The organism is Pseudoalteromonas sp. SCSIO_11900, assembly GCF_000576475.1.
Classification (GTDB): Bacteria; Pseudomonadota; Gammaproteobacteria; order Enterobacterales; family Alteromonadaceae; genus Pseudoalteromonas; species Pseudoalteromonas tetraodonis.
In genome coordinates, this window is sequence record NZ_KK070023.1 from 239,783 (window position 1) to 252,581 (window position 12,799).

The following is a 12,799-nucleotide window of genomic DNA, read 5'->3' on the forward strand; positions in this document are numbered from 1 at the left end:
TACCGATTAAGTGAGCATCACGATCATTCTAGCAATGTAAACTTAATGGGTATTTTTAAAATAAATATTAGCGCTGGTACTCATAACTTACGCGCGGTGTAATATTACACAATAACTCGTAAGATATAGTATCAGCACATTGTGCAATTTCTTCTACCGGTAACTCGGGGCCCCACATCACCACCTCATCGCCTACTTTGATGCTATCAGCATTTTCACCAATATCAACACTGATCATATCCATAGAGATGTTGCCAGCAATACCATAACGTTTGCCAGCAATCACTACAGGGGTACCATGTTTAGCATGACGCGGATAGCCATCACCATAGCCCATAGCAACAACTGCAAGCTTAGTCGGCTGAGCACTTTGCCATCTACCACCATAACCAACACCTTGCGCAGCATCAACATCGCGAATTGCAATAACCTTAGTGGTTAAGCGCATCACCGGCTTAAGCTGATGATCTTTTCCAGAAGTGTTAAGCATTGGTGATACACCATACATCATCAAGCCTGGACGCACCCACTCGCCATGACCGGCAGGCCAAGCAATAATACCGGCCGAATTTGCTAAACAATGTGCTTGTTGTTTGCCTTGCACTAATGAATCAAACAAAGCAATTTGCTCTGCTGTTTTGGGATCATTAACATCATCGGCACTGGAAAAGTGCGTCATTAAATTGATTGCATCTTTAGCGTTATTAGTCGCTTGCAAGCGCTGATAAAAATCATTCAATTGCGTTGGTGCAACCCCTAAACGATGCATACCCGTATTGATTTTTAACCAGCAACTGATTGGTGCATCGAGCTTTGCATTTTCAAGTGCTCTGAGCTGGTTTTCATCATGGATTATGGTTTGAAAGTTATTGGCTAATAAAATCGGCAACTCATCTTGATGGAAAAAACCTTCCAGCAACACAATAGGCTTGGTCAGCCCGCCAGCTCGCAGTGCGAGCGCTTCATCTATTCGTGCCACTGCAAATGCGTCGGCATCATTAAGGTGCTGCGCTATTTTTACTAAACCATGACCATAAGCATTGGCTTTTAATACCGCCATTACTTTACTGTTAGGCGCAAACTGTCGCACTTGCGCTAAATTATGAGCAAGTGCTTGTAAGTTAATTTCGGCAATAGCTAAGCGCATTAGTAATCATCATCTACAGCAGGCCCCGCGTAATTATCAAAGCGAGAGAATTGACCTTGGAAGGTTAGGCGCACTTTACCAATCGGACCGTTACGCTGTTTACCGATGATAATTTCTGCAACACCTTTATCAGTACTGTCTTCGTTGTATACTTCGTCACGATAAATAAACATGATTAAATCGGCATCTTGCTCAATAGAGCCCGACTCACGCAAATCTGAGTTAATTGGGCGTTTATCAGCACGTTGCTCTAGGGTACGGTTAAGCTGCGATAGTGCAACAACCGGACACTGTAATTCTTTTGCTAATGCTTTAAGTGAACGTGAAATTTCGGCAATTTCTAAGGTACGATTATCTGACAAGCTAGGTACGCGCATTAATTGTAGGTAATCGACCATGATCATACTTATCCCACCATGATCGCGGGCAATACGACGTGCACGTGAACGTACATCAGTGGGTGTTAAGCCTGAAGCGTCATCAACATACATTTTGCCTTTTTCCATGAGTAACCCCATGGTTGATGAAAGGCGCGCCCAGTCATCGTCATCTAGCTGACCAGTACGTACTTTGGTTTGGTTAATTCGGCCAAGGGACGCCAGCATCCTCATCATAATTTGTTCAGAGGGCATCTCTAGTGAGTAGATAAGTACAGGCTTGTCTTGGGTCATTGCTGCATGCTCAGCAAGGTTCATCGCAAAGGTAGTTTTACCCATCGATGGACGTGCTGCTACAATAATTAAATCTGAGGGCTGCAGACCAGTCGTCATTTTATCTAAATCAGCATAACCTGTGCTTACACCGGTAACACCATCTTGTGGTGACTGATAAAGCTCTTCTATTTTATCAACGGTTTTTTCAAGTATGTTGTGAATGCTTTGCGGGCCATCACTACTTTTTGTACGTTGCTCAGCAATTTTAAATACTTTGCTCTCAGCAAAGTCGAGTAAATCGTGACTTGTGCGCCCTTCAGGGTTAAAGCCTGCCTCAGCAATTTCATTGGCAACACCAATCATTTCACGCACAACTGCACGCTCGCGTACAATGCTAGCGTAAGCATCAATATTAGCAGCACTTGGGGTGTTTTTAGCTATTTCGGCTAAATACGCAAAGCCGCCAATCCCTGAAAGCTGATTATTTTTTTCTAAACTTTCAGAAATAGTAATTAAATCAATCGGATCACCAATTTCAGCCAGTGCTGTCATTGCCTCAAAAATAAGCTTATGGGTACGGGTATAAAAGTCCTGTGACACAACAAGTTCAGCTACGCGATCAAATGCTTGATTATCAAGCATTAAACCACCTAAAACAGATTGTTCAGCTTCTATTGAATGGGGAGGAACTTTAAGAGTGTCGACTTGCTTATCTGGTTTGGCCATAACTTCACAGTACTAAAATTGAATGGCTCTATTCTATCGACTTGGCAGGGCTGTGCAAATAGCAAAGCAGGAAATCTTTCCTGCTTTTTGTAACTTAAAATAAAATGGATGATTATTGGCGCTTAAGTCCAATCGTCCCACTTATGGTATTCATTTCTACACTGGCATCGGTGCCATTAGCATTAAACTTAATTCCACTAGCTGGGCCATACTTGGCTTTTTGCACTTGGTCGCTCGTTAGCTGGTTGTCAATTTTACCGCCGGCATGGGCTTGCACTTCAAATTGTGCCGATAAATCAGCTGGAAAGTAAAACTCAGCATTGCCACTTACAGATTCAAAACTTACATCAGCATCACTTAAAAGGCGATTAATACGCACTTCAACTTCGCCATTTACAGTGCTTATTTGTAACTCTTTGATTGCATCGAAGGTAAGATTGATATCACCGTTTACGTTTTCTAAGCGAATATCATTAGCAGTCGAGTTTGATTTTATATTCCCATTAACCGCATTAAAACGAACTTCTCCGTTTGATTGCTGATCATCAATTGCGCCATTTACAGTTTCAAATTGCACTTTACCACTGAGGTTTTTTGCGTTGATGTCACCGTTAACACTAGTAAGCTTAATATCGCCGTTAAGATCATTTACTGTAATGGCGCCATTGACTACATCAATTTCAGTGCCTCTTTTTAACTCTTTTGCAGTTACCGAAGCGTTAACCCCAACATACTCCAGCGCACTGCTTTGAGGCATGAAAATAGTTAGCGTTGAGCCATTATTGTTATTATCCCAATTTGAAAGATCAGGCATTTTTACAATAAACTGAGTTTTATTACCCTGTGTTTTAAGAGTGTAGCCTTGTGCTTTATCGTCAAGCTCGCCGCTCACTTTAAATTGATTTTTCTCCCAGCCCATAATATTTACATTGCCGCGCTGATTTTCTATATGAATAACGCCACCGTTTGGTACTTCAATTTGTTGTTCTATTTTTTCACCGGCAAATACAGCCATTGGTAATAAAGCTATTCCAAGTATTATTGCTTTCATTTATTTCTCCTAGATTTGTTGCCAACGCGGTGCATGCACCTTGTTAATTAAGTCGAGTTGTTGTTGATATACTTGCGCTAACATGGACAGTAGCGCCTTATTTTGTGGTTCATTTTCAAGTGTTTGCTTTATAGCCTGCTCAGCATCTTCAAGTTCTTTTAGCTGCACTTGCCAGTTATCTGTTAATGCCGCTTGGCTTTGGTATTGAACAAGTAAACTTTGTTTTTGCTTAGTAAAAAAATCACTCATCGCCACAGCGGTATTTGTCTCTGGAGATGTAAAAAACACCATAGTGCTAACCAAAGCAGCCACACAACATGCCGCAATGGCAGTTAGCTTCGGCCAAACTACACTCTTAACTGTACTTGCCTGCTTATTAGTCATTATGGCGCGCTCAATCCCATCCCAGAGCTCTTTATCGGGTGTTATATTTTTATTTAATTGTGTTAGCGACTCATTTAAGTAGTCATCAAAATTTGTTTTACTCATTTTCGTACCACTGTTTTAATAATTGCCTTGCACGATGATATTGCGCCTTACTAGAGCCTACAGCCATGCCTAGCAAGGTTGCTATTTCTTCATGCCTATAACCTTCAACGGCATACAGTACAAATACCATTCTTGCACGCTCAGGCAGCCTAACGATTAATTTATCTAAGCCATTTAAGCCATTGCAGTCATTTGCAGATTGCTCATCCATACCGCTTTGTTCAAAGCTAATAACTTTATTAAACCAATGTTTTTGCTTACGCACATAGCTAATAGCAATATTACTGGTGACACTGTAAAGCCAGGTAGAAAATTGCGAACGCCCATCAAATTGCGCTATTTTGTGCCATACCTGTACAAATACTTCTTGAGTTGCATCTTGCGCATGCCCCTCATCGGCTATTAGTCTCAGGCATAAGCCATAAACTTTTGCTTTATGCATGTCATAGAGCGCTTTATAGGCTAACTGGTCGCCGTTTTTAACTTGATCAATAAGCATTTGCTGCACTTGATCAGTTATTGGCTGATTAGCGTCCATTAACATCGCAAATTTTTCCTGTTTATAATTATGTAATTGCAATTTAACTTATTAGACGCGAGGAGAAATAGAAAGGTTTAAATGAAATAAATTTTTTTGAAAATAAAGGTTTAACTTAGAAAAGTGTTTGATTTAATCCACAGCAAACAATTTATTGTTTTGAATTACAAATTTTAGATACAAAAAAACCGTGCAAAGCACGGTTTTTTTTAACTTAATTTTAAAAATTAAGCTTCAGCAATAACGATTACTTTAATAGTAGCTGTTACGTCTGAGTGTACTGCGATTGCAACGTCAAATTCGCCAGTCTCACGGATAGTACCTAGAGGTAAACGAACTTCTGATTTAGCAACTTCAACACCAACAGCTGAGATAGCGTCAGCGATGTCACGAGTACCGATTGAACCGAATAATTTACCTTCGTCACCAGCTTTAGATACTAATGTAACTTCTGCTAATGCTTCAAGTTTGTCAGCGCGTGCTTGTGCTGCAGTTAACTGTTCAGCGATTTTTGCTTCTAGTTCTGCGCGACGTGCGTCAAACGTTTCAATGTTTGCTTTAGTTGCAGGAACTGCCTTACCTTGTGGGAAAAGGAAGTTACGTGCGAAGCCAGATTTAACAACAACCTGGTCACCTAGGCCACCTAGGTTAGCGATCTTATCTAGTAGAATAACTTGCATGTTTCTACACCTTTTAAAAACGTGTTAATCCGCTGCTTACTTATGTAAGTCAGTGTATGGAAGAAGGGCTAAGTAGCGAGCACGCTTAATAGCAGTTGCTAGCTGGCGCTGGTATTTAGCGCTAGTACCTGTGATACGGCTAGGTACGATTTTGCCACTTTCTGTAACATAGTTTCTAAGAGTAGCTAGATCTTTGTAATCGATTTGTTGTACGCCTTCCGCTTTAAAGCGGCAGAACTTACGACGTCTGAAATAACGTGCCATGAGATTAATTCCTCAAATAATTCTTTCTATATGCTGAGCATGCAAAACCAATTGGCTAAGGCCGTTACGACCTTCGTGGCGATTTAAAAAACCACTCACTTGCAATGCCTGCCCAACGTGCAAATGTTGAGTCTGTTGTTGCATTTGCTTACCACTGGCAACCACCTGAAGCCTCACATAACTATTACGGTTAAGATCTGCTTCAACTTGCATTGATTTATGTTCTACAACAAAAATACAATGCGGTATACCCGCGGGGCTTTGGCTAAACTTGGGTGTTTTACAAACAACCCCCGATATAACCAGCTGATTCGTATATGGGCTAACCATTATAGTAACTGCTGACTACGTGCCATGCTAGGACTCAAAACAATTAAGCAGCTGGTGCTTCTTTCTTCTCTTCTCTTACAAGAGGAGACGCTTCAGTTACAGCGTTTTTAGTACGCATAACTAAGTTACGAAGCACTGCATCGTTGTAGCGGAAAGTAGTTTCTAGCTCGCTGATTACTTCAGTTGGTGCTTCAACGTTCATAAGAACATAATGAGCTTTATGAAGCTTGTTGATTGGGTAAGCCAGTTGACGACGGCCCCAGTCTTCAAGACGGTGGATAGTACCACCTGCTTCAGTGATAGAACCAGTATAACGTTCGATCATACCAGCAACTTGCTCACTCTGATCAGGGTGAACCATGAATACGATTTCGTAATGACGCATGGATATTCCTTACGGTTAATAGAGCCTTCTACCGTTTCGGCCGGTCGGTTTAAGGCAAGGAATTAATAGTTTAAAAGCCGAAATGAGCGCGCATTTTACGCCTAGTAGGATAATTAAGCAAGCAGGTTTTTAAGCTTTGATAGATAAGCGTTAAAGGCTTCGGGAAGACATTATTAGATGCTCCCTTTATATCAATAAGTAAAATAAAGATAAGTGTTCAATATTTACTAGGTAGGCGTGAGCTTGCTCGCTTGAAAAGCGAAGCTTTTAATTACTTAAGCCCTACATTTTCCCCTAAAATATAAACATTTACTCAAATCTAAAGCCGTGCAATTATTAGACAACACATTATTTAATAAGGATATTTATGAAGCTCTTACTATCGTTTGTGTTAATAGTTACTTTTAGTACACCTTTTTTAAGCTATGCAGACACCGCTACAACCGACATAACCGTGGGTAAAAAGTCATTCTACAATCAAAAATACTTAACGAAGACAGACCTATCAGAATATTCATACCTGACAATGTAAAAGATGATCAGCCGCTCTATGTTATTTATTTACTTGATGGTGTTGAGCACTTTCATACGGCATCTGGCGTTATAAAATCCCTCATTGATTACGAGCAGATACCTAATGCAATGCTTGTTGCTGTTGATACAACCAACCGCGTTCGTGATTACTTACTTAAAGTACAAGGTGAGCCTAAAACGGAGTTTCAAACCTTTGTTAAAAATAAATGGCCTGACGCAGGGCAAACCGATAATTTTTTAAAGTTTGCGTCTGATGAACTCATGCCCTATATAAATAGCAACTACCCAACTAATGGTTACAACACCTTAATTGGTCATTCTAATGCTGGTACATTAGCGCTTTATACTTTAGTTAATCAACCGGCACTATTTAACAACTACATAGCTATAAGCCCAAATAGTTGCTGGAGTGATGAAGAGTTAAAAAGTAATATTATTAAATACACTAAAAACCCTAAAGGCGGTCAAGCGTTATTTATTAGTGTTGCAAGTGAAGGCGCACGCTTTTATACCGGCATATTAAATACTTTAGTAAATTTAGAGCAACAAATGCCCACGCAGCTAAAATGGAAATATAAGCATTATCCCACTTTTACTCATATGGGCACCATACTTCCAGCACTAGCGATAGCCTAATTCACTTATTTAGCGACCTAATATTTAAAGTGACTGACGAGCACGGAAAATTTGCAGATGCATCATTGATTACCGGTTACTACCAAGCACTTAGTGATAAGTACGGATTTGAGCTTAAAATTCCACACGATGTGTACGTAGAATTTGCCCACAGCTAGCAAGAGTTTGGTAACACTAAAAAAGCTACTTAAACACTTTACTAACAATTACCCTAATGCTGCTTACTCTCACATGCGATTATCGCAAGGCTACACTGCTAATAAATAGTTCAAAGAGGCATTCACTAGTATGAAACACGCACTAGAGCTTGCTAAACAGAACTCGCGTGACCCGCTGTTAATCGATGCACTGCAAGATATGGTGAATGAATCACAAGAAAATTTGTAGCTCATTAATTTAAAAGCATTACGAGCTTTGCTCGTCGCGTCAGCAAGCTGTACGAATACACTAAAAAAAGCATTAGCCTATAAAAAAACCGATGCTTAAACTAAACATCGGTTTTTCTTTGGCTGAAAGCTGACAGCTAAAAACTGACCGCTTATCTTTATCACTTCCCTATCGCTTCTTTAGCGAATAGGTGTTTGATTGGGCCCAAGTTATCAACGAGTGAAAGCCCTACTCCACGAATCAGCTTTTTAACAGGGTTTGCACCTTCAAATAGCTCTTTTAGCCCTTGCATCATGGCAATGTGTTTTTGTGCATCGAGTTTACGGGTGCGCTCGTAATCACGCAGTGTGCGCGTACTTGCAAATTCTTTGGTGTCTTGACTTAGTAACTCGATTAAATAAGCCGCGTCTTTTAGACCTAGGTTCATACCCAGCCCTGCCAATGGGTGAATGGTATGCGCTGCATCGCCCATTAGCACCACGTTGCCACTTACCCATTGCTGGGCATAACGCATTTTAAGTGGGAACGCGACGCGCTTACTTTGCACTTCACATAAACCGCATTGGCCATCTATTGCAGCCATAACTGCTTTATTAAAAGTGGTGTCGTCCATTGCTAACAATTCATCACAATGATTCGGGCTGGTAGACCACACAATTGAATGAGTATGCTCATCGCTCAATGGCAAGAACGCTAGCGGCCCTGTAGGTAAAAACACTTGGCGTGCGGTATTTTTGTGTGACTCTTTGGTTTTAACTGTCGCTACTAACGCATGATGATCGTAATCTTTAAAGCTCAGCGCCATATTAAACTGTTTACGAATCGCTGAATTTGCACCATCAGCCGCCACCAGCAACTTAGCAATAATAGGCTCACCAGTTTTTAAATTAATAAATACATCAGACTCGCTTTGGTGTATTTGCTGATACTCGGTATTAAACATGAGTGTGGCATTACTTTGCTGCTCAAGCTCTTTTATTAGTGCAAAGCGAATAATGTCGTTTTCAACTATGTGCCCTAAATGGTCAAGCTCAAGTTGATCGTTATTAAAGGCTATTTTTCCAAAGCTATCGGCATCACGTACATCCATGTGCGTATAAGCACAAGCACGCTCAGCTATTATGTGTGGCCATACATTTAACTGCTCGAGCAAGGTTTGGCTGGCAATACTCAATGCGCTTACACGTAAACCATAGTCATCGCTCGGTGGAGCTTGAGTTGGCGCTGCATCTAACACAACCACACTGACATTCGCTTTAGCAAGCCCTAGCGCCAGCGTTAAACCTATGCAGCCACCACCCACTATACAAACCTGTACTTGTTTCATAAACGTGTACCTTGTTTAACTTGTCCCATTAACTGTTTAGCCAATGGGGCTTTGAATGCGGGGAATAAATCCATCGAAAACAACCCAATACTGCGACCCAATGCTAACACCCGTGATGAATTTGAAAAAAGTCGAACCAAGGCATCGGTCAATGTCATTACCGTTTTTATATCATCACTGCGCTTAACTGAATATTGACGGGTAAAGGCATAACTCCCTAAATCATGTTCACTGTTTGCTATTAAGTCACTAAGCACTTGTACGTCGCGCAGCCCTAAATTAAAGCCTTGACCTGCAATTGGGTGAATGGCGTGTGCCGCGTTACCTATTACCACAGTACGGTGCGCCGTCAACGATTCGACTTGCCCATAAACCAGTGGATAACTGGCGCGCATCCCTACTTTTATAAACCGCCCAGCACGATAACCAAAGGTGATTTGCAGTACGCTTAAAAAGTCTGACTCACTTAATGTCATATGCTGCTCAATATGCTCTTGGCGCATACACCATACTAACGAATAGCGGTTATTGCTCATGGGTAATAAAGCCATAGGACCATTTTGGGTAAAACGCTCAAACGCATGATGGTTATGTCCACCAGCCACTTCTATATTGGCAATAATCGCGCCTTGTTCGTAAGGCTGGGTATTAAAACCTAGGCCTAGCAAGTGACGTGTTGGCGATTGTGCACCGTCGGCAATCACTAACAGCTTAGCGCTTAGTTTTTCACTACTTTGTAATGTCAGTTCATTACTATCGGCGTTTTGTTTTATCGCCGTTACGCTATCAGGGCAAAAAAGCGATATATTTGATTGCGTTAAACGCTGATGCAGCGCTCTACCAAATGGATTTACCTCAACCACATAACCTAATGAGGATTTAGTAAACTCATCACTGTGTATATGGGTTTTACCAAAATGTCCTTTGTCTGATACACTGACTTTTTTTATGGCTGCCGCATAGGGAGCGTTTATTTCAAATAAATTGAGGCTTTGTAAATACTCCACCGACTGCTGTGCAAGCGCTATGCTTCTGTCGTCAAAACTTGGGTGATAATCTGTGGTTACTTGGTTTGCTTCAACCACGGCAATATGTAGGCTGGGATTTTTTTTACTTATGCTCAGTGCGCAACTTGCGCCCACTAAACCACCGCCAATAACTACAACATCAAACTGCTTAGTCACTTTTATCTCCAAGCTTATACGTTTATAGCGCTTTGCATTAACGCTTCTATTTCGCTAATTTTTTTAGGCACGGTAATCGTTAAGTTTTCGTGACCTGACTCCGTTACTAATAAGTTATCTTCAATACGAATACCTATGCCTTGGTATTTTTTGGGTGCGTTTGAATCTTTACTAATATAAAGCCCAGGTTCAATGGTCAGTACCATACCAGGCTCAAATGCACGCTCTTCATTATTTACTCGGTAATCGCCTACATCGTGAACATCGAGTCCTAACCAGTGGCCAAGACCATGCATATAATATTCTTTACATGCCCCTTGCGCCATTAGCTCATCAAAGTCGCCGGTTAAAATACCTAAATCAAGTAAACCTTGGGTTAGCACTTGCATAGCTAATTTATTAGCCTGCGATAAGTAGCCACCGGGCTTTACTTCGTTAAATGCCACTTCTTGCGCTTTAAGCACAATATTATAAAGCGCAGCTTGCTCGGTGCTAAATTTACCATTAACAGGGAAAGTACGAGTAATGTCAGCCGCATAACCTTGTAGCTCACAACCTGAATCAATCAGCACTAGGTCACCATTGCTTAATACATCGCTATTTTGGGTGTAGTGCAAAATATTAGCATTATCGCCACTCCCCACAATGGTGCCATAAGCTGGATATGGCGCACCGTTCATTGCATAGTGATGATGAAGCTCTGCCTCTAATTGAAACTCGGTTGCGCCAACGTGGGAAAAGCGCATAGCACGCATGTGTGCTCGAGCACTTATTTCGCAGCCTTCACGCATAATGTTAATTTCGCTTGGCGATTTAAATAGGCGCATTTCATGTAATAACGGACGAATATCTTTAATTGTACTCGGTGCTGTATCGCCTTTTTTGGGAGCACTGCGCAAAGTATTGAGCATTGAAAATACTTTGCCGTCAAAGGTAGGATACGTCCCTTGTGCATAAAATAAAACCTGTTGGCCGTTCACCAAACTCAATAATTGTTCGTTTAGTTCACTTAATGCATAAGTTTTGTCGAATAAGTATTCGCTTTGCGCTTTTTCAAAACCAATGCGCCTGCCGTGCCATACCTCTGCAAGTTTATCTTTATCTAAACAAAACAATATAGAAGGCGTATCACTGTCTTTGCATAACACCAATACCGCATCGGGTTCGTTAAAACCAGTTAAGTAAAAAAAGTCACTGTCTTGTCTAAACGGGTAGTGAGTATCTCGACTACGTGTGAGCTCGGTTGAAGCAGGAATTATCGCAATACTGTTGCTATCCATTGCCGCCAATAAACGCTCGCGGCGCGCTTTAAACTCTGACTTTTGTATTTCAACCATTAATAACTAACCCATTACTTTTGTTGTATTGCTAAATTAATGCAGTGTTTTTTTGTTACTTTGTGGGTTTTGCTCTTTGCCAAGTTCAGCAAAACACAGTAACACCGATACGCGTACGTACTCAATCACTTCATGCAGTGCTTGGTTATCTTCTTCGGTTTCTTCAAAGGTTGTATCAAGGCGCGTAATTTCGCTAAAGTCGCTAATCACTTCTTTTACATCTGCCGACAGCTTGCCGTAGTCTTTTTGCTTTAAGCCAAAGCCCAGCATAAACCCAGCTACCCATGATACGAGCCCATTGGCTTGATCGATGAGTGTTTCGTCATCACTCGGTAAAAACAAATCAAATTGAAACTCTTCATGGTTAAAGCTTTCAACAACTTGTTGATAAACTTTACCAAAAAACTGTTTTAAATCGTTGCTAAACGAATCGCCATCATTAAATACGTCGCTCAGTAAGCCTAAGTATTCTTTATCGTCAATGCTTAGCCCACAAGCAAGTAAGCCGCTAATAACGCCATGCGCTTCAGCAGGTGATACAAATATTTCATTTTTCTCTAAAAGAAGTTGGGCTTTTTCGTAATCTGGTAAGTTATTCATAATGACGTCTTCGCTTTGCTAATTAAAGCAATGCTACCACTCGATAAAAAGCAACTCCAATGAATTCTATGACTGAGGTCAAAAGCAAGCGATTGAAAAGCTGATTAAGTTCAAAAAGCAATCTTAAAAGTAAATACAAGATTAAATTTGCAGGAAAACTGAGCGAACGGTTTAATTTTTTGCGTTTGGGGTTTAAGGATTGGAATATGTCTTATATACTGAATTTGTTCCCTGGGGTGCAGGAGCTTGGTTAAGTCCCTGAGCCGATAAATTTTATACCAGGATTTTTGTTCGTCTACTATTGTGCAAGCTCGGCATGTACCGAGAAGCCTACGGTAAACCGCAGATTTCCGCCCTGAAACCTCAAGGTTTCAGGACTGACACCGGGCACCGCATTCTCGGGGAACACCTCCAATAACTTAAATCCCTCAGCAATTACTTTTATACCCTTGTTTTATTAATCACCTAGTTATTATAAAAAAACACCGAACTGAATTTTTACAGTCCGATGCTTTACTTACTAGTACCTGA

13 protein-coding genes, 1 other RNA gene and 1 pseudogene are annotated in these 12,799 nt (G+C 40.9%); 2 read left to right on the forward strand and 13 right to left on the reverse strand.

Features of this window, described 5'->3' with window-relative positions; genetic code table 11:
• Window positions 1–67: 67 nt before the first annotated feature.
• The 9 genes from alr to rpsF all read right to left on the reverse strand — a co-directional run bounded on the left by alr (window position 68) and on the right by rpsF (window position 6,263).
• Window positions 68–1,147, reverse strand: a complete 1,080-nt coding sequence (alr, locus tag BG00_RS01080; RefSeq protein ID WP_036980054.1) for an alanine racemase — start codon at window positions 1,145–1,147, stop codon at window positions 68–70.
• On the reverse strand, window positions 1,147–2,526 hold the full coding sequence (dnaB, locus tag BG00_RS01085; RefSeq protein ID WP_016900130.1) for a replicative DNA helicase: 1,380 nt from the start codon (window positions 2,524–2,526) through the stop codon (window positions 1,147–1,149). The genes alr and dnaB overlap by 1 nt, the downstream gene beginning before the upstream one ends.
• A gap of 112 nt (window positions 2,527–2,638) precedes the next feature.
• Window positions 2,639–3,577 carry a DUF4097 family beta strand repeat-containing protein gene (locus BG00_RS01090; RefSeq protein ID WP_036980056.1) on the reverse strand — a complete coding sequence of 313 codons (939 nt, stop codon included), beginning with the start codon at window positions 3,575–3,577 and terminating at the stop codon, window positions 2,639–2,641.
• Window positions 3,578–3,586: 9 nt separating this feature from the next.
• Entirely contained in the window at window positions 3,587–4,066 is a 480-nt protein-coding gene (locus tag BG00_RS01095; RefSeq protein ID WP_036980058.1) for a hypothetical protein, read from the reverse strand.
• Entirely contained in the window at window positions 4,059–4,610 is a 552-nt protein-coding gene (locus BG00_RS01100; protein WP_036980059.1) for an RNA polymerase sigma factor, read from the reverse strand. The genes BG00_RS01095 and BG00_RS01100 overlap by 8 nt, the downstream gene beginning before the upstream one ends.
• A gap of 221 nt (window positions 4,611–4,831) precedes the next feature.
• The gene (rplI, locus tag BG00_RS01105) at window positions 4,832–5,284 is read right to left on the reverse strand and encodes a 50S ribosomal protein L9 (protein ID WP_008110407.1); all 453 of its coding nucleotides are present in this window, start codon (window positions 5,282–5,284) and stop codon (window positions 4,832–4,834) included.
• Between the two features lie 36 nt (window positions 5,285–5,320).
• Window positions 5,321–5,548, reverse strand: coding sequence for a 30S ribosomal protein S18 (rpsR, locus tag BG00_RS01110; RefSeq protein WP_002962753.1), 228 nt, complete (start codon window positions 5,546–5,548; stop codon window positions 5,321–5,323).
• Window positions 5,549–5,560: 12 nt separating this feature from the next.
• On the reverse strand, window positions 5,561–5,878 hold the full coding sequence (priB, locus tag BG00_RS01115) for a primosomal replication protein N (RefSeq protein WP_008466122.1): 318 nt from the start codon (window positions 5,876–5,878) through the stop codon (window positions 5,561–5,563).
• A gap of 43 nt (window positions 5,879–5,921) precedes the next feature.
• A complete protein-coding gene (gene rpsF, locus BG00_RS01120; protein ID WP_036980061.1) occupies window positions 5,922–6,263 on the reverse strand; it encodes a 30S ribosomal protein S6 in 342 nt (113 codons plus the stop codon).
• A 367-nt stretch (window positions 6,264–6,630) separates the two neighbouring features.
• Between rpsF and BG00_RS18445 the strand changes: the two are divergent.
• Window positions 6,631–7,820 (forward strand): annotated as a pseudogene (locus BG00_RS18445) (alpha/beta hydrolase).
• Window positions 7,821–7,980: 160 nt separating this feature from the next.
• Here the strand turns inward: BG00_RS18445 and BG00_RS01130 are convergent.
• The 4 genes from BG00_RS01130 to BG00_RS01145 are packed head-to-tail and all read right to left on the reverse strand — an operon-like array spanning window position 7,981 to window position 12,268.
• A complete protein-coding gene (locus BG00_RS01130; protein ID WP_036980063.1) occupies window positions 7,981–9,147 on the reverse strand; it encodes an FAD-dependent monooxygenase in 1,167 nt (388 codons plus the stop codon).
• A complete protein-coding gene (gene ubiH / locus BG00_RS01135) occupies window positions 9,144–10,331 on the reverse strand; it encodes a 2-octaprenyl-6-methoxyphenyl hydroxylase (protein WP_036980065.1) in 1,188 nt (395 codons plus the stop codon). Before ubiH ends, BG00_RS01130 begins: the two co-directional genes overlap by 4 nt.
• Before the next feature lie 14 nt (window positions 10,332–10,345).
• Window positions 10,346–11,668 carry a Xaa-Pro aminopeptidase gene (pepP, locus tag BG00_RS01140; RefSeq protein WP_036980067.1) on the reverse strand — a complete coding sequence of 441 codons (1,323 nt, stop codon included), beginning with the start codon at window positions 11,666–11,668 and terminating at the stop codon, window positions 10,346–10,348.
• A gap of 36 nt (window positions 11,669–11,704) precedes the next feature.
• Window positions 11,705–12,268, reverse strand: a complete 564-nt coding sequence (locus BG00_RS01145; RefSeq protein WP_036980068.1) for a UPF0149 family protein — start codon at window positions 12,266–12,268, stop codon at window positions 11,705–11,707.
• Between the two features lie 225 nt (window positions 12,269–12,493).
• Here BG00_RS01145 and ssrS point away from each other — a divergent pair.
• Window positions 12,494–12,677: non-coding RNA, 6S RNA (gene ssrS / locus BG00_RS17215), on the forward strand.
• Window positions 12,678–12,799 lie beyond the last annotated feature (122 nt).